At 43.0% G+C, this 17,932-nt stretch carries 10 protein-coding genes and 1 pseudogene; 1 reads left to right on the plus strand and 10 read right to left on the minus strand.

The window, feature by feature from the left end; translation table 11 throughout:
* Positions 1-62: 62 nt before the first annotated feature.
* The 6 genes and pseudogenes from IEY40_RS08785 to trmY form a co-directional block, all read right to left on the minus strand.
* A pseudogene (locus tag IEY40_RS08785) lies at positions 63-457 on the minus strand (DUF805 domain-containing protein).
* 186 nt (positions 458-643) lie between these two features.
* The gene (locus tag IEY40_RS08790; RefSeq protein ID WP_188955247.1) at positions 644-3,112 is read right to left on the minus strand and encodes a glycoside hydrolase family 15 protein; all 2,469 of its coding nucleotides are present in this window, start codon (positions 3,110-3,112) and stop codon (positions 644-646) included.
* Positions 3,113-3,197: 85 nt separating this feature from the next.
* On the minus strand, positions 3,198-4,736 hold the full coding sequence (locus IEY40_RS08795) for an MFS transporter (protein ID WP_188955250.1): 1,539 nt from the start codon (positions 4,734-4,736) through the stop codon (positions 3,198-3,200).
* 393 nt (positions 4,737-5,129) lie between these two features.
* Positions 5,130-7,115: a glycoside hydrolase family 97 protein gene (locus tag IEY40_RS08800; protein WP_428848169.1), complete on the minus strand. Its 1,986-nt coding sequence runs from the start codon at positions 7,113-7,115 to the stop codon at positions 5,130-5,132.
* Between the two features lie 285 nt (positions 7,116-7,400).
* The gene (locus IEY40_RS08805) at positions 7,401-7,718 is read right to left on the minus strand and encodes a hypothetical protein (protein WP_188955254.1); all 318 of its coding nucleotides are present in this window, start codon (positions 7,716-7,718) and stop codon (positions 7,401-7,403) included.
* A 118-nt stretch (positions 7,719-7,836) separates the two neighbouring features.
* The gene (gene trmY, locus IEY40_RS08810) at positions 7,837-8,433 is read right to left on the minus strand and encodes a tRNA (pseudouridine(54)-N(1))-methyltransferase TrmY (RefSeq protein WP_188955256.1); all 597 of its coding nucleotides are present in this window, start codon (positions 8,431-8,433) and stop codon (positions 7,837-7,839) included.
* Between the two features lie 371 nt (positions 8,434-8,804).
* Here trmY and IEY40_RS08815 point away from each other — a divergent pair, with 371 nt between their 5' ends.
* The gene (locus tag IEY40_RS08815) at positions 8,805-9,047 is read left to right on the plus strand and encodes a YecH family metal-binding protein (RefSeq protein ID WP_188955258.1); all 243 of its coding nucleotides are present in this window, start codon (positions 8,805-8,807) and stop codon (positions 9,045-9,047) included.
* A 177-nt stretch (positions 9,048-9,224) separates the two neighbouring features.
* Here IEY40_RS08815 and IEY40_RS08820 read toward each other — a convergent pair whose 3' ends face one another.
* The 4 genes from IEY40_RS08820 to IEY40_RS08835 form a co-directional block, all read right to left on the minus strand.
* Positions 9,225-11,195 (minus strand): alpha-amylase family protein, encoded by a 1,971-nt coding sequence (locus tag IEY40_RS08820; RefSeq protein ID WP_229777056.1) that lies wholly within the window; start codon positions 11,193-11,195, stop codon positions 9,225-9,227.
* Between the two features lie 123 nt (positions 11,196-11,318).
* Positions 11,319-13,238: a glycoside hydrolase family 13 protein gene (locus tag IEY40_RS08825; protein WP_188955259.1), complete on the minus strand. Its 1,920-nt coding sequence runs from the start codon at positions 13,236-13,238 to the stop codon at positions 11,319-11,321.
* Positions 13,239-13,306: 68 nt separating this feature from the next.
* Positions 13,307-14,830, minus strand: coding sequence for a tryptophan halogenase family protein (locus IEY40_RS08830; protein ID WP_188955261.1), 1,524 nt, complete (start codon positions 14,828-14,830; stop codon positions 13,307-13,309).
* 109 nt (positions 14,831-14,939) lie between these two features.
* Positions 14,940-17,660: a TonB-dependent receptor gene (locus tag IEY40_RS08835; RefSeq protein ID WP_188955263.1), complete on the minus strand. Its 2,721-nt coding sequence runs from the start codon at positions 17,658-17,660 to the stop codon at positions 14,940-14,942.
* Between the last annotated feature and the right edge of the window lie 272 nt (positions 17,661-17,932).

A 17,932-nucleotide genomic window follows, 5' to 3' on the forward strand; every position in this document is an offset into this window, starting at 1 on the left:
ATGATGTAAAAAAAGAGCAAGGTCATTGACCCTGCTCTTTTTATTTTAACGCTAAAGATAGCTTAAGCGGTTAAATTGTCGTTATCAGTAAAGTTTGGCTCAGCTTTTTGATTTGGGCCGTATTCGTTGTCATCTTTACTGTTAAAGCACAGCACAACCAAAATAATCAGCGCGCCGATCAGCGGGATAAGCAATAAAATAACCACCAACCCGAATGATCAGTATCGTGTAAGCGGCGCACACTGACCGCAATACTTGGAATTAATACTGCTAACGAATAAAGTGAGCTCAATAAACCTGTGCCGTAGATGTCACTGTACAGGCCAGTACCCATATCAACTAACGTCAGTAACACACTGAAAATGGTGTTAATTAATACAAACATCCAATATTCTTTACGACGCGCTCGCCCTTTAAAATCAAAATATTGTTTTAAAACCTTTAAATACCAATCCATTCGTTAGTCCTTAACGTTAATTTTTATTAATCTTAATCATTTTTACAAAATAGTATTTAATTATCAATATTATATTTTGATTTTGTCAAAAATAAGCCATTGCATTTAGCAACAGCTTTTTAGTAAGGAGGCGCATATTAATCATTTTAAAATAAGCGTTTAGCTATTATTCATTGTCTCAAAACATTATTGAGCTAGTTGTTTCACCACAGGATAAAAGTCCCACACTTGCTCATCGGTCATTGAACGTACCAATTTAACATATTCAGCATGAGTCCACGCCAATGGCGTTGCAGAGTTGGTACCATCACCCATTTTATAATCATAACGTGTTGGGTTACCGACACCGTCCCACGCTTGTTCTGGCAGCATTAATCCCTTGTTGGCAAAAGTTTCCATGCCTTGAACGTAGGTGTTAATTAATGCTTTTTTGCGGTCTGGGGTTAAATTGCCTTCAGCTGTGGCAAGTGCTAACTCGTAATGGCCACGCTCGCCGGTAAAAAAGGGCCATACTCGGCCGCGTTGATCTTCAGTATTGCCATTTTCAGCATAGCTAAAACCTGTGACCGTATCTTCTCCGTAACCATCGTTACCATAGCGGCGATACCCCGGTACTTTACTGCCATCTTTAGCGGTAAACTCGTACTTAACCCGTAGGTTATCTTCAAGTTGCTGATTATCGATTAGCATTACGCTGTTTTTAATGACAGGGTCTTGCGCATCCACTACGCCATAACGCACTAACTCTAAAAAGCCTCCGTCTAAAATAAGCCGTTGATCTAAGCCTGGCTTACCATTGTTATCGAGTAGTTTCTCTTCTGTATTAGGATTGCCGTTTGGGCTAATACGCACATAATAGGGGGCGACTTGACCTTGATTATTGGTTTCACCTAATAAACCTGCGGTGGTGACCATTGTCGTTGCTAGTTGGTTTTGCAGTTGCTTGGCTAGCGCTAGGTATGTCTTGGCATCACGGTCTTGTGCGAGTACGCCAATGTCATTGGCAGCCACTAAACCTGCAATAATTGCCGCGGTGGTAGACGGTGAAAACCCTGCTTGTTCTTCCCAGCGCTCTTGTTGGGTACTTGGTGGGCTAATGTTAGTCTCATTCCAGTCAAGCTTTACCTTACCACCTGTAACTAAAAAGTCAGCGGCAGGCTTAAGCATGTCTTGATACCAAGAGATAATCTCAGCGTCTGTTAACACACCAGCTTGCCACAATTTCCAGCCTAGCATGATTGGCATCGCGGTTTGATCAAGTTGTACGCCAACCCATTCTATTTCGCCATCAACATGAGTTTTTTGTAAAAACCATCCAGGTGTACCTGCAAAACCTGGGGTTTGCTGACTAACCTGAACTTTCTTTAAATACTCAAACGCCACTTTAGGTGTTTGTGTATCGCCCATGGCTAAAAATGCCATTGCACATTGATAAAAGTCACGCGGCCATACTGCTTTATAACCTGTACTTCCAACCTTAGCTGATACCGTGTCGCCCCAAGGATTAGACAATGATGCGATTAACGCACCCGCATGGGTTTTATCTTCTTGTGCTTTTAATACTAATGCACTGGCATAAAGCAGTTTGCCGTTATCTGTAGTGTTAGCACTCATGCTGGGCAATGGTGTGAGTGAGGCGAGGTAGTCTTTCCAACCAATATGTTGTTCATCGCCTAAATAAGCCTGCTTTACCGCATCGTAACCGGCATCTAATGTGGCCTGTGCTGTTGCTAAACTGCTGGCTTTGTCTTGAGCGAATCCGATGGCTAAGTTAAAGCTTAGGCTGTCATTTGCTTTTGTCAGGGTGGGGTACTGTGCAGTTAAGGCAACATTGCCACCTTGATTAGTATTGCTAGTCGTTTGGTAGAGTGAGTCAAGCTTACCATTGTCTTGTAAATCGATAATCCCGTCAGATGAGCCTACAAAGCCTGCGCTCGCGTGAACAAAGTCAACATCGCTTTTAATGGTCATAACCGTTGAGTTTGTATCACTGGTATGTGCGACAAGTGCTTTACCCTCAATCGCTGCAATATCATTAGCACCACTATTGTCGATATGTGGGTTTACGTACAAATGAGGAGTAATTCCAGCTTCAAAAGCACTAAAGGTCACGTTCATCATCAAGCTATTTCTATCAGGATCGGTAAAAATATGCTTTTCGATTTGGTATTTCCCCTCAATATCTTTGTTGATGATTTTATAAGCCAATGATTGTGGACGGCCTTGGTCGTCCGTATCGAGATATTCTATAGTGCTAATAGTGTTATCTTTTTCAGTATCAACAAAGCCATTGCCGCTGATAATAAATTGCAGCTCTTTTAATTGCGCATTATGAATAAGACCAAACATGGTTTCGGTGAGTATGCCCTGGGCAACAGAAAACCACACTTTACTTACAGGATTTGCGGCCTGGTCTTGGTATTGACCATTGATGTAAGGCTCGTAAGATGTGCCGATGCCTGTTTTGCCAGAGAATGCCCACGTTGGCTCTGTGCCCGGAGAACCAGGTGCAACCTTATTTAACTGCGATACTTCAGCTAAAGTGTTAACGTTTGTTGCTGTGTCTGCAGGTGAGCAGCCAGTTAATACTAGGCCTAATAAGCTTGCGGCGATGGCATTCGAAATGACACTGTGCTGTGAGTGTGGCTTTAACATAAACTTCCCCAAAATATTGTCTGTGACGATGACAGAGCACTGATATTGTTGTTGCTGTATTATTCTTATTTATTCTTTAATGGATTTATTGTTCTTGTTTTACAAATAGCACCGCAATACCCGACACCATCATAAATACACCACCTAATACCAATGCATAAATTGGCTGGCCGTCAAAAAATACTTTTAACAGTAACCCTAAAATACTGGCTGCAAGTAACTGCGGAATAACAATAAAAAAGTTAAAAATCCCTAGATACACCCCCATTTTTTTAGCGGGTAAAGCTGAAGACAGCATGGCGTAGGGCACAGACAAAATAGAGGCCCAGGCAAAGCCGACACCAATCATTGGGATCCATAACTGGTTCGGGTCTTCAATAAACATAAAGCTTATTAACCCCATGCCGCCTAAAAACATATTAATGGTATGAGTGAACTTAATGCCGACAGCTTTGGCTAAAAACGGAATGATGATAGCGGCGAGGGCGGCAAAACCGTTATATGAAGCAAATAACATCCCCACCCAATCTGCTCCGTCGTTATAAGCTTGGCTTAATACATCACTGGTGGCGTAATGGTGTGACGTCACCGCAGCGGTGGTGTATATCCACATGGCAAAGAGGGCAAACCAAGCAAAAAACTGTACTACAGCTAATTGTTGCATGGCTTTTGGCATATGAAATAAATCATCGACCACATTAAATAACATGCCAAACTTTTCGCGTTGCACGCTTGTATTGCTTGTTTGAGACAGTTTGCGGGCACAAAATAGTTGCAGCGGGCCAAATGCGAAAATACCAATACTAAGAATATAAAGCTGCTTATCGAGGGCTTGTATTAAAATTGCTGAAGTAAATACGGCACCAATGACCATCCAAATGATGCCACCGGTTTGGTACTGTTTACTGGTACGGCTATTGGTGTTTTCTGTTGCGTCAACACGATTAGCGTGTTGCTCAAACGAGGCTAACTCTTCTGGCGAATATTCTTTACTTGAGATAATGGTCCAACCTACCGCAACAAATAACACAGTACCACCAAAATAGAATGAGTAGCGAACTGAATCAGCAATTTCACCTGCAGCAGCGGTATTTGCCACGTCAAATACATTGGTTAACATATAAGGCATGGCAGAGGCGACAACAGCACCAATGCCAATAAAGAAGCTTTGCATTGCGTACCCTTGGGTACGCTGGCTTTTAGGTAAGTTGTCGCCAACAAAGGCGCGAAATGGTTCCATGGCGATGTTGATCGACGCATCCATAATCCACAACATCCCTGCTGCAATCCACAAGGTAGGAGAATGAGGCATTATAAAGAGTGACAATGTGGTTAGCACTGCACCAACTAAGAAGTAGGGACGACGACGTCCAAGGGCATTCCAGGTGTTGTCACTCATGTAACCAATAATAGGTTGTACAATTAACCCTGTGAGCGGCGCGGCAATCCATAAAATAGGAATGTCATCGATGGCTGCACCTAAAGTTTGAAAAATACGACTGACGTTGGCGTTTTGCAGAGCAAAACCAAATTGAATCCCCAAAAAACCAAAGCACATATTAAAGATTTGCCAAAAGCTAAGCTGTGGTTGTTGAATCACTTTATGATGATTTTCTGCAGACATGTTCTATCCCTTTTATCAGTCGCGATGCTGACTTTTTATTATTTATTTTAATGATGCTATTTAGCCTTCAAGTGTGTCAGACACAAGCTTGAGGTCATGGATATGTAGAAATATAAAAAACGGCGAATACGTCTCTCCCTAAGACAAGTATTCGCCAAGACCTAAGCATTGACTATGGCTATTGTCCAAATAAACCATCGACAAACACAGCGGAGGTACTTAAAGCTGGTGGACTTAACACGTGACACACCAGAAACGACCTAGCCCTCTCATCCTGCAATTTGAGAACGAAATAGCAGGTTTTATAGTAGCCTCGAGCATATTGTGGGTTCAACTTACTACATACGTATTCATGGCATTTGAGCAACGAAAAGCACACACTTATGCAACATATTACAAGGCTTTAAAGCGAATTGCTGTACCGCCACTAGGCGCGAGTGACAACGTAAGTGAATCAGTGGCTGTGACGGTTTGGGTTTCTATTACATAGTCATAAGGATTACTGAGCCAGTCAGCCTTTTCCCCATCGCGATAAATCTGTGCCTGGTATTGTTTACCTGGTGTTAAAAAATCCAGTTTTATTGAAATTTTACGTGGTTTTTCGTCAGTAAGCGCTCCCAAATACCAATCTTCTGCGTCACGTTGTTTACGTGCAAAAGCCACATAGTCGCCAATGTCACCTGCGAGGGCGATGCTGTCATTCCAGTCGGTAGGCACATCTTGAATAAATTGAAACGCATCGAGCCGTTGTACATAATTACGCGGTAAGTCTGCTGCCATTTGGATAGGGCTATACAACACAACATACAGTGCGAGTTGTTTGGTTAAGGTCGTATTAACCCGATTAATCGCCTCAAGACCTTCAGGTGCTAAATTGAAAATGCCTGGGGTAAAGTCCATTGGTCCTGCCAGCATTCGAGTGTACGGTAATATAGCGGTATGTTCGGGTGTATTTGGCGGGCTGCCCCATGCATTAAACTCTTGACCTCTTGCGCCTTCGCGCGCAATCCAGTTAGGGTAAGTGCGGCGTAAGCCCGTGTCTTTAATTGGTTCATGGGTATTAATGCTAATGCCACGTTTTGCCGCTTCAGTCACGCTGTGTAGATATTCGTTTACCATAAACTGGCCGTCGTGCCATTCGTGTCTGGTTATGCCGTTTTCATCAATGCGCTTTATGTCGCCGCCGTCTGCCACATAACCGGTTTTTATTTGAGTGACGCCATGCTTTTTATACAAGTCATAAGCGTCGCTCATTTGATTGCGGTAGTTCGTCACAGAGCCTGAGGTTTCGTGATGGCCAATTAAGCGAACGTTTTTACTCTTGCCGTATTGGCTTATCGCTTCCATATCAAAGTCAGGATAAGCTTGGGTAAAACTAAATACATCGCCATTGTGAAACCAGCTGCCGTCCCAGCCTTCATTCCAACCTTCAACTAATACGCCATCAAAGCCATATTGCGCAGCAAAGTCCATGTAGCGTTTGGTTTCGCTGGTGGTTGCGCCGTGTTTAGGCCCACTACCCCAGGTGTTTTCGTTGAGGTGCATACCCCACCAAATACCCACGTATTTACCCGGTTGTACCCAAGACACATCACCCAGTTTGTTAGGTTCGTTAAGATTAAGAATGAGATCTGAATTCAATAACCCTGGAGCATCATTAGCGATTTGAATAGTGCGCCAAGGTGATGAAAATCCCGGTTGTGTTTTTACCCGTATGCCATCTGACCACGGGGTTAAATCTGCGCGTAATGTGCCGTCTCGGCCTTGATTTAATACCATGGCGGCATAATCAGTTAGTGCCGCTTCATGGATGCTCATGTGCACGCCATCAGCCGTTCTAAATGTCATCGGGGTATGGGCGCGGTCGATTTTATCGAGTGTAGTGGTGCGATATAAATACTCATACCGGTTCCAACCACGTCCGGGGATCCACCATGCAGTGGTCTGCTGTGGATTGGGGATAACAAACTCGGTGAGTTCGTCTGTAATATCCAGTTTGGGTGTGCTCGTCAAGCCTGCTTGTTTTGGTACCACATAACGAAAGCCAATACCGTCGTTAAAGGCTTTAAATTCAATATCAAAATCGAGCTTACCGTTAGATAAAGTCGCGACGATCCTATTGTAATGATCGCGTACGTTTTCACGTTCGCCCCAAGGTTGTTGCCAGGTTTGGTCAACACTGTTACGGGTGACATTCTTAATGGTAAATTCACTGCCAAGTTCACCTAGCTGTGCAAAAACTAAACCTAGTTTACTCGGATTAATGACGGTTTTACCGTTAAATTGAATGTGGTATTCAGGGTGGCCACTGTCGTCTGTTAAGCTGATATAGATGTGGGTGTCTGGCGAGCTCACCTGCACAGTTTTCGCATTCACCATGCTCGACAAGGTCAAGCCACAGAGTGCTAAAGCGTAGGTTAAACCAATGATTGGTTTGTTAAATTGAGCTCGAGTATCAACACCAGCGCACAAAGCCGCTGGCTGTAAGTATGAGGGTGTCATACGGTATCCTTGTTGTTTATTATTATATCGTTATCAACAAGTAATATATGACGCTTTTAGATTTTACCGCAAAGATCTGCATACGTATTCAGAGCGAGAATGGCAAGATGGTATTGTCATGCTTGCAAGAAGTGACACGCTAACTCAGAAGGTGAAGGTAAGTTACTCACGTTTTACTAGCGCAAATTTCCCTGTTACTCGTTGGCCGCGTGAACGTTCGCACCAAAAACTATAGATAGGGTAAATGAGTGCAGCGCCAATGACCGAAAACACAAAACCTAAAAAAGCATACATTAAGCTAGCGAACCAAAAAACGTCACCTTCAGAGCCTTCAATATGGATTTGTGTTGAAACGACCAAGTGAAATGCGATGGAAAAGGATAAGGCAGCGCCAAAACAAATCCAAAGTGCGATGGCCATAAATGAAAAGAAGCTGAGTTGGATGCGCGCCTCGTCACTGTAGTGTTCGTGAATTTCCATATAAAGAACTTCCCTATATAAACTTGGTTTTACTTAAATGAAATCTAAAGACTTGAGTGCAGTATGAATTGTGAATTGTGCACTCGAATCGATAGCATTTGGGTAAATAAGCCGACTTTTACAATCTCATGTCTAATTCATTGTGGATAAGCACCACGCATTGAGATGCAAAAAGCATTTTAGGGCCCAAATTAATATGTTGGGTGCCTAAACGCTTTAAGCTGTTAAAGCTCTTTTTAGGCATAGGAATATGGTCGGTCAATAAAAAACATGGGTTTACCGCAAACTCAATATCGCGAACTGGCGTGCCTTTTTTCTCTAACATATACAGCTGATATTCTTCGGCTAATTCTTGCACCAGCTTTTCAAAACTGACTGTGCGGACGGTAATACCAGCTTCCACTTCACGTAACTGCTCTTTATCCATGCCTTTAGATGCTGTTAATGCTTTAGCAATTTTATTGGTGAGGTTTTGCTCATGAAATCCACCAATATGACCTAGCTCACTTGAACGAAAGCATATTGTGCGGGAAAAATCGTTTGTGCTTTCTAACACTAGATACACCACGACATCATCACGATGAGACTGCGCAACGAAGATGGTATTCATTAAGGTGTGGGCTAAAATTTCGGTGTGAGCAGATTGGCCAATCCCCGCCAAAAACTGTTGGCTATCAACTGGAGCCGCTCTGGCTCGAACTACAAAAGCGCGCATCGTAAATCCTATTGGAAAAAAATTAAGCAAAAATAAATCACCTTTTCGCTAATCAATGAGCAACAGTCCAATCTGTGTATTCAAACTGATTAAAGGTAAATTTTATAGTTCATTATCACAGTTTTAGCGTCTGCTGTAATGCGATTAATCTCACTTACCAGCATTACGGCTCAAAATGACGCTAAAACAGAGTTCTATTCTATTAGTAACCGTAGATTTACGCTCGCTAGAATGCGTTATTGCTGTGTCATGTTTAATTTTCTCTATTTAATTTTAGAAACATCCTTGCTGAACTTGTGTGCGAGATCAGGGTTTATCGGACAAGAATAAGATATAAAGTACAAAAAATTTACACCTTAACTGGAGATATAATGTCTGAATCAATTCATGGTCATCAAGTAATGCAAATGATGCTAGAACATGGCGCCGCGCTAACAAAACAAGATCTTAAAGCTATGATGCACACAACATTTGATGCAGATACGTGTTACCACACTTGTTCTGCCACTGAAATGGATGCTGATATGTTGATCTCGTTTTTAGAAAATAAAGGTAAGTTCATCGACAGTGATAATGGTATCACCACTGCCGCAGATAAAATCTGTAATCACTAGTTCAATTATTAGGCTTTTGTTGGTTTTACGGTTGAGAGTCCGTTAATGATTATGAGATAGCGGTGCTGAACAATGATTGGACGAATAGATTGATATTGGTTGATACAGATTGATATTAAAAAGTGCCGCAGATTGCTTATCTGCGGCATTTTTTGTTTTAACCATCCGAATTTAAGTTTAGTGTTTTTGAGTTAACTCAAGTACCACTGATTGCAATGGTTGTAATTGCATTTGAACACTGGCGTGGTCATTATTATCCAATATGAGATCGTGCTCATATGGCTGCTGGGCGAGCAAATCAATCAGCCTTATATTTTCAACGATGTGCCATTGCTCGATGAGTATTTTGGGAAGCATAAGCGTAAATGATTTAGGCTCGATTTGGCTAAAATTACTGACAATGATCAACTGCTGCTCAGCATTAAAACGGCTAAAGGCAAATACTTCATCATCGTACCCCTGGGTATTAAGTTGGCGCTGTAGCGTGTCTAATTCGATATATTCGCCCGTTAATGCTGGGGCACTATGACTTAGGGTTAACAAGGTTTGATAATATGCGCGCAATGCCTTTTCATCTTGGGTGGATTGCCCGCCATCAAACTTGCCGTTGTTCATCCAGCGTTGATGTGCAGGCACGCCAACATAGTCAAAAATACTGGTGCGAGTCGGTTGACCAAATCCAGCCATTTCAGCGCCTTGCTCGCCCACATCCTGGCCAAAATATAACAGGGTGGGTGAGCGACTTAATGTGGTCGATACCACCATTGCGGGCAGGGCATTAAATGCATTGCCAGCAAAGTCGGACGTGTTAATACGCTGCTCGTCGTGGTTTTCTAAAAAGTGCAGCATGTGTTGCTCAATGTCGCTAACTTTAGCTTGCACTGTGGCGATAACCGCCGTGCTGGCTTTGCCTTGAATAATGGCTTTTAAGCTGTCGTATAAATCTACTTTATCGTACAGGTAATCCATTTTACCTAAATGAATGTAATCACGATATAAATCAGGGTTATACACCTCAGCTAATATAAAGGCATTGGGGTTTGTGTGTTTAATATGGCTGTTGAGGTAACTCCAAAATTCTACCGGTACCATTTCGGCCATATCATATCTAAATCCATCAACGCCTTTTGCTAACCAATATTGGGCAATACGTTCAAATTTATGCCAAGAGTCAGGAATGTCATCTGCGGCCTTTGCTTGCCAAAACGCCAGATGTTCTGCGGCCGTTTTGCTTGCATATTCAACTGGCAGTGCCGGGAAGTCGTGGCTGCCGTCTGGCTTTACGCCATAATTTATTTTAACGGTTTCATACCAGTCGTTGGCGTCAGGTTTTGCAAGGCGTGAGCCATTACCGGTCCATTTTGCTGGAGATTCAGAAAACTTACCGTCAATCAGAGGGTGAGTTTCACCGCCTAGCGGGGCGTAGCCATTGGGGGCGTCTGGTACGGTAAATTCTTCACCTATTACATAATAAAAGTTGTTATGTTTGTTATAAACCTTCGAGGTATCGTCATTGGCACCAAAGTCAGATTCACCTTTTGGAGCTGACATAGAGTGATAGTTTCGGGCGATATGGTTGGGCACTATGTCGATAATCACTTGCATACCATTGGCGTGGGTGCGCTCAATAAGGGCTTCAAATTCTGCCAAGCGATTAGCCGGATTGGTCGCTAAATCTGGGTTGACGTTGTAATAATCTTTTACCGCATAAGGTGAACCTGCACGGCCTTTAACCACATCTGGATCGTCATTGTTGATATCAATCTCGGTGTAATCGTTAATGACGGCATGATGCGGCACACCGGTATACCAAATGTGAGTAGTGCCTAGTGATTTAATGTCTTGTAAGGCGGTATCGGTAAAGTCGCTAAATTTGCCGACGCCATTGTCGGCGATAGTGCCCCAGGGTGTATTAGTGGTATTTGTGTTCCCATACAAGCGGGTGAAAACTTGATAGACCACAGGTTTATCGGTTGTCGATATTTGTTTGGTTTTAGTCATTGACGCTGCCGATTGACTCACATTTTGATTTTTTTGAATATCTGTATGTGTGGGTTGGCATCCGCTGAGGCTTAAGCTTAAGCCTAATGCAACTACACAGGTTAGTGGGCTCTTGTTCATTAAATATGGTTTAAAATATAATAACATAGGGGCTCTTTTTTATTGGAATTGCACTTAGCTTGGCTATCTAGATTGGGGTTAACCATGATGATTCAATGATGGCGCGGCTCATCTAAAATGTATGAACCTCGCCATGACAAAGCGTAAAAATTACCGACTTAATGACAAAATAGTCACGCCTTTTTGCTCTAGCTTAAGCGGGGTATCAAATTGATAGGATTGCTTATTGATAATATCAACACCTTGAGTATTACCATTAAATACGCTGCTAAAGCGTTGTAAGTCGAGCTCAACGCTTTGATCATTTTTATTGTAGATAATCAATAGGGTTTCATTATCAGCATGTCGGCTTTGCACGTAAACGCCATCCTTAGGCACAAAATGACGTAAATTACCGTGTTGTATTGCCGCAGAATTTTTACGGTAATTGAGCAAGCTGCGCATAAACGTTTGCGCTTGTTGCTGCTGTACCGATAATCCTTTTCCTGTTAAGGCATTTACTTTATCTTGCGGCCAACCACCGGGGAAATCACCGCGCACGGCACCATCGTTTCTGCCTTCACTTGGGCTTTGCATAAGCACTTCGGTGCCGTAGAAAATCTGTGGGATACGGTTGCTGGTGAGTACGTAAGCCATCGCGATATTAAATAAGCCTAAATCATTTTTCATTAGGCTGTATAAACGGTTGGTGTCGTGATTGCCTTCAAATAAGACTAAGTCTGTCGGTTTGGCATACACCACATCGTCGGCTAAACGCTGATACAAATTAATTAAGCCTGTGTCCCAACCTTCTGGCTCGGTTAAGCTGGCAATTAAGGTGTCGTACAGTGGAAAGTCCATCATACTTGGGGTGTATGAGGTGTAACCATCGTTATTTTGTTTGCCAGCTTGCCAGTAACTCACGGTAATGGGGTTGCTTGTCCACTCTTCGCCAACAATATTAAAGTTAGGGTATTCGTCCATAATGGCTTTAGACCAATGAGTTAAAAATGTTTTGTCAGCATAAGAGTAGGTATCTTCGCGAATACCACTTAACCCCGCATATTCAACCCACCAAATGCTGTTTTGAATTAAGTAAGTCGCCATGTGTGGATCGGTTTGATTTAGGTCTGGCATGGTGTCGGTAAACCAACCTTTATCAAAATCAGCGGTGTCACTGGTTACAGCGTATGGGTCTTGTATTGTGGTGCGACGATGGCTTGTGTACAAAATATCTTGCGGATTTTGCTGCCAGACTTGTTGGCCGTTAACCCAGGTTTTGCTGGGGAAATCGGCCATCCATTGATGCCCTGAGCCCATGTGATTAACGATAACATCTTTAATCACCCCAATACCAAAGCTACGCGCTTCTTGCACAAGTGCTTGGTACTCTTGGTTGGTACCAAAACGTGGATCAATTTTATAAAAGTCAGTGGTAGAGTAACCGTGATATGAATACTTTTTTTGGTTGTTTTCAAGCAGCGGGTTAATCCACAACTGAGTTACACCTAAATCGTGCAAGTAGGGCAGCGCTTTGCGGATCCCCATAATGTCGCCACCATGACGACCACTATCAATGCTGCGATTAGCTTTTTCTAACATGCTAGGGTGATTATCGTTATCTGGATTACCGTTAACAAAGCGATCTGGGGTGATTAAGTAAATCACGTCTTTATTGCTAAAGCCCTGACGTTCACGCGCTCCAGTTTCCCTTGCTTGAATGACATAATCAAATTGTTCAACGAGCTGATCGTTATCATAAAGGCCTATTTTTAGTTGTTGTGCTTCGGCATCTTGTAAATCTAAATTGATAAATAAATGATTGGGACTCGCGGTTTGCTCTGTGTTTATAAGTTTTACGCCCTGGGCGCTGAGCAGCTTAACCTGATGGCCGCTTATGTTGTCGCCAGCTACCAATAACTGCAGGTGCGGATTGTGCATGCCAGCCCACCAAGACAGGGGCTCAACGTTGACCTGTGCATTAGCAGACAATGCACAGCAACTCATCGCCAATCCTAAAAAAGTGGATACAGCAAACAAACGATTTTTTACTGGCTTTACTGTGTGTATATGGCGAGTTGATAAAGTCATATGGTGTCCTATATCGTTTTATTTTTTATTTATGACGTTAATGGATTTGGTTACTTACTATGGGCTCGTTACAGTGCCCGAATAAACGCGCTATGTTCAGGCATATTGGCAACCGTGGTATTTATCACTTTAACTATATTGCCGAAGTAGTCTTGTAATGCAGCCGGCTCAACCGCTGCCGCGAGCGGATGAAAGTCTGCCGGTTGAATACCTTGGCCGAGCATCACCTGTATCCAAGCGGCTTCGGTAAACAGTTCGTCTTGGTGTCTAAATACGCAGGCTGTTTGTCGAAATAAATCGATTTTTTGTCGCAAACTATCTGGAATATTCATGTCACGGCAGTACTGCCACAGCCCTGTATTATCAGGTGCTGTTTGTTTGGTATTGAGGTGGTAATGCAAAATGATAAAGTCGCGAATTTGTTCAAACTCGGTTTGTGATTGACGGTTAAACTCATCGATTTGCTGAGATTGAATGCCGTGATGTGGGAACAATTTAGTTAAGCGAATAATCGCCGATTGCACTAAATGTAAACTGGTGGATTCTAGCGGCTCTAAAAATCCGCTCGATAAACCAATCGCAATACAGTTTTTATGCCACTGCTTTACTCGTCTACCTGTGGTGAAATTGATTTTTCGCGGTTCAGCTAATGGTTTGCCATCAAGGTTGTTTAGTAACAGCTGTTTTGCTTGTATATCACTCATGTATTGGCTGCTATATACAATGCCATTACCGGTGCGATGTTGCAGCGGAATACGCCATTGCCAACCTGCATCATGCGCAGTAGCTTTAGTATACGGTAGCATGGGGCTGGTGCTTTCACACGGCACGGCGTAGGCGCTGTCGCAGGGTAACCAGTGCTGCCAGTTTTCATAATCCACACCTAAGGCTTGTTCTATTAATAGGGCCGCAAAGCCGGAGCAGTCGATAAATAAATCGCCGACAATGGTTTGGCCGTTTTGTAAGTGAACGCTGGCAATGTTGCCGTTGTTATCGAGTGCTGTTTTATCTATTTTACCCTCAACGCGGGTAACGCCTCGTTGCGAACAATATTGTTGCAGCATGGAGGCATATAAGCTGGCATCAAAATGGTAGGCATGAGTAATGCCCGACATTTGTGCATTGGGGATATTGGCAATAGGTTGAAATTTATTGTGTTTAGCAGCCTGATAATTAATGGAATAACGCCAAAAATCTGCCGGATTGTATTGCGTGTCTGAGTCAGCGTTATGTGCAGCTTGGGCGCAAAGCCAATAATGATGAAATGAGGTAAAGCCTAGATCTCGGCCAATATTACCAAAGGCGTGCATGTAGCTGTCGCCTTGCTGATACCAGTGCTCAAATTCGATGCCTAATTTATAAGTCGCTTGGGTCGCGTTAATAAAATCACTTTCTTTAATGCCCAGCACGCTATTAAAAATTTGTAGCGGGGGAATAGTGGCTTCTCCAACGCCAATGGTGCCAATGACGTCGGATTCAATCAGGGTGATATCAAGTTGTTTATTGAAAAGCTTAGCTAACATGGCCGCTGTCATCCAACCCGATGTGCCGCCGCCCACAATGACAATGTTTTTTATTGTAGTTTGATCCATTGTTATCGCCTTTTGTTTATAGTGACTTTTTACTATATGCACACAATAAAAAGCCCCTGTAATAGGTTACAGAGGCTTTTTGTCAGTTTAGTTCAAAATACAAGCCTAGTTAGAACTTGTAGTTTGCACCTAGCATAAAGTTACGACCGTAGTTTTGATAATCACGAACGTGACGAGCATCTTCACCTGTGTAAGATGTAAATGGCTCGTTAGTTAAGTTGTTGACTTGGAACTGAACTGATAAACCATAAAGAGCATCGATTCCACTTTCAGTAAAGTCATAACCAATTTGCGCATCGACGACGGTTTCCGCTTTCACGTTGACGTTGACACGCGTTAAGCTGATTGCAGTCACTTCACCTAAGAAGTCACTACGGTAACGTGAACTGATACGCGCTTCAAATCCTGCGTTTTCGTAGTAAACTGTTGCGTTAAAGGTTTTTTCAGATAGTCCTGGTAATGTTGTCGCTGCGCTATCTGAGGTTTCTTTTACTTCACTGTCGTTATACGAACCGCTCAAGATGGTACCAAAACCTTCAAGTTGATCTGCAAACAAGCCAAAATCTAGCGATAAAGATGCTTCGATACCTTGTACATAACCGCCTTGACCATTTTGCGGTTGAGTCACAAGTCCGATTGGATTGTCGTCAGCGCCTTGAGGTAAAATAGTACTAAAGTCAAAGGCAGATTGTTGATCGTAGACGTAGTTTTCAAGGTCTTTATAGAAAACGGCTAATGAAAAGTATCCCTGGTCGCTAAAGTAGTTTTCGTAACTAATGTCATATTGACGTGCTAACCATGGGCGTAACTCAGGATTACCTGCACCACCAGACCAGTTAACCCCGTCATTTGGATTTTCATTATAGCTAAAGTTGACGTTAGCATTCATTTTGTCCATACGAGCACGGGTTAGGGTACGGGCAGCTGCAAAGCGAACCATTTGACCATCGGCCACTTCAAAACCTAAGTTTAAGCTTGGCAACCATTCAACGTAAGAGTCACCTGCGGTGCGTGGCGTTAAAATAACGTTGCCATCTTCGACTGTTGCGACGGTACCGTCTGAACTTTGGTCAGTATGCACGGCTTGTAAACCGACGTTACCCGTTAATGGAAAACCCATTAACTCAGATTCTAGGTTTGCTTTAACAAACACGGTAGACACTTCTTCAGATATCGCCCATGAGTTCGTTGCGCGAGATAAATCGACATCTGCTACGTCTGTTTCGGTGTAACCGCCAGCATTATAAAAGGCTAACGAATCATAACTGAGTACATCGCCCATGCCGAAAAAATCCAGTGAAGTAGGCGATAACAAGAATTGATCGGGAACAGTTTCTAGGTAGTTATCTGACCCATCGTAACCGGCAAGTGTTAAGTAATAACCTTTATCAAGCTTGCTCTTGTCACGATTTGTGCGGTTAACACCAAATTCAACGCTGCGCACAGCGCCTTCATCAAAGATGTATTCTGCACTTAAGCGGAATGAGTTTAGTTCATCCTCAATTTCTGGTTTATTAATAAAGCCATCTTGCGTGTTAGGCCCTAATGGACTGCCCCAGCCGAGTGGGTCGCCTAATTTAATCACATTTGGATCGGCGTAATCTAAGTTGTGAGTAAAGTCATAACCGCCATCGCCATTGTAGGCAAAACCTAAGTCATCAACCGCGCCTACACCAGTGCCACGGCCAGTGCCGCTGTAACTTTCCATACCAATGTCGGTACGATCGGCTTTTGACATCGCGATGTCAGCTTCAATGCGCCAGTTATCATTGATGGTGTATTTGTTGTTCCATCCAATGGATAAAGAATCGGCATCACGTTTATTAACATCGTTACGCACAACGACTTCAGCGCCATTAATGGTACCTTGAGTCACCAACCCATTTTCTGTTGTTAAAGCAGAAACTCCACCGTTGCTGCCCCATGCTGCAGGGATTTCAATACCGCGTAAACGCTGGTCATCGGTAAATTTAGTGTAATAAATATCAACTACAGAGGTAAATTGTTCATTAGGTGCATATTCAAACACGGCTAGCACACCGTCACGCTCTAATTCGCTTGAGCGAACAAACGGTTTTGCTCCACCTAACACGCTATCGCCATTAGCATTTTCAGGGTAACCCCAAGCTTGCCAGCGCTCTTCTTGGTTTGGTGACATCATACGGGCATAACCTAATGCAATACCTATGGTGTCGTCTGCAAATTGGTCAATGTATGAAATGCTGCCGCGGTATCCCGTGTCTTCTGAACCACTGTTTAATGAACCTAAATCGTTCATTTCGCCACGAAGTGACATCGCAATGGTCTGTTCGCCATGGGTTAATGGGCTAATAGTTTGCATGTCTACTGTGCCACCAATAGCTTGCGCCATGACAGATGCATCAGGGGTTTTGTAAACCACAACACGGTTAAGTAATTCTGAAGGGTATTGGTCAAATTCAACGCCACGATTGTCATTGACTGACGCTTGCTCGCGACCATTTAAGGTAGCGGTAGTGAAGTCTGGTCCTAAACCACGAATAGAAATAACGTTTGCACGGCCATCAAGTCGCTGTGCGGCAATACCGGGTAAGCGAGCAAGTGATTCTGCGATACTCACATCGGGCAATTTACCAATGTCTTCTGCAGAAATGGCTTCGACAATTGAAGATGAAGACATTTTTAATGATTGTGATTCTTGTAAACTGCGACGAATACCTGTGACCTGGATCACTTCAATATTTTCGTCTGCAGTTTCTGTTGTTTTGACATCGTCTGCAGCGTAAGCACTCATGCTTGCGCCAGCGGCAGCTAATGCTAGCGTTAATAGACTCGGTTTAAATAGCAACATTCATCTTTCCCCTTTAAGTGAACACTTAACAACTTGATTTAGGTCGAGTGTTAGTGTCCTTTTGAATTTTGGTTACAGTCTTTATTGTGTTTATGCTCCAGCATGCTTAATTACTGTTTTAAGTGACTGCATAAGTGCTGAAGTTATGACCAAATTGTTGCACAACAGTGACGATACTACTCCCAGTACACTTTTGCCGACAATATTATGCATACGTATTCAAAGCATGTTGCAGTGATATAAGGCGCTGGCTGCACATAAAAAAGCCATTG

The organism is Shewanella ulleungensis, assembly GCF_014648315.1.
GTDB classification, from domain to species: Bacteria; Pseudomonadota; Gammaproteobacteria; order Enterobacterales; family Shewanellaceae; genus Shewanella; species Shewanella ulleungensis.

What these genes read in the sequence shown, in the direction of transcription:
- IEY40_RS08820 (WP_229777056.1), bottom strand. Translation starts at nt 11,195, where the DNA reads ATGTTATTATATTTTAAACCATATTTAATGAACAAGAGCCCACTAACC.
- trmY (WP_188955256.1), bottom strand. Translation starts at nt 8,433, where the DNA reads ATGCGCGCTTTTGTAGTTCGAGCCAGAGCGGCTCCAGTTGATAGCCAA.
- IEY40_RS08790 (WP_188955247.1), bottom strand. Translation starts at nt 3,112, where the DNA reads ATGTTAAAGCCACACTCACAGCACAGTGTCATTTCGAATGCCATCGCC.
- IEY40_RS08825 (WP_188955259.1), bottom strand. Translation starts at nt 13,238, where the DNA reads ATGACTTTATCAACTCGCCATATACACACAGTAAAGCCAGTAAAAAAT.
- IEY40_RS08805 (WP_188955254.1), bottom strand. Translation starts at nt 7,718, where the DNA reads ATGGAAATTCACGAACACTACAGTGACGAGGCGCGCATCCAACTCAGC.
- IEY40_RS08795 (WP_188955250.1), bottom strand. Translation starts at nt 4,736, where the DNA reads ATGTCTGCAGAAAATCATCATAAAGTGATTCAACAACCACAGCTTAGC.
- IEY40_RS08800 (WP_428848169.1), bottom strand. Translation starts at nt 7,115, where the DNA reads ATGGTGAATGCGAAAACTGTGCAGGTGAGCTCGCCAGACACCCACATC.
- IEY40_RS08835 (WP_188955263.1), bottom strand. Translation starts at nt 17,660, where the DNA reads ATGTTGCTATTTAAACCGAGTCTATTAACGCTAGCATTAGCTGCCGCT.
- IEY40_RS08815 (WP_188955258.1), top strand. Translation starts at nt 8,805, where the DNA reads ATGTCTGAATCAATTCATGGTCATCAAGTAATGCAAATGATGCTAGAA.
- IEY40_RS08830 (WP_188955261.1), bottom strand. Translation starts at nt 14,830, where the DNA reads ATGGATCAAACTACAATAAAAAACATTGTCATTGTGGGCGGCGGCACA.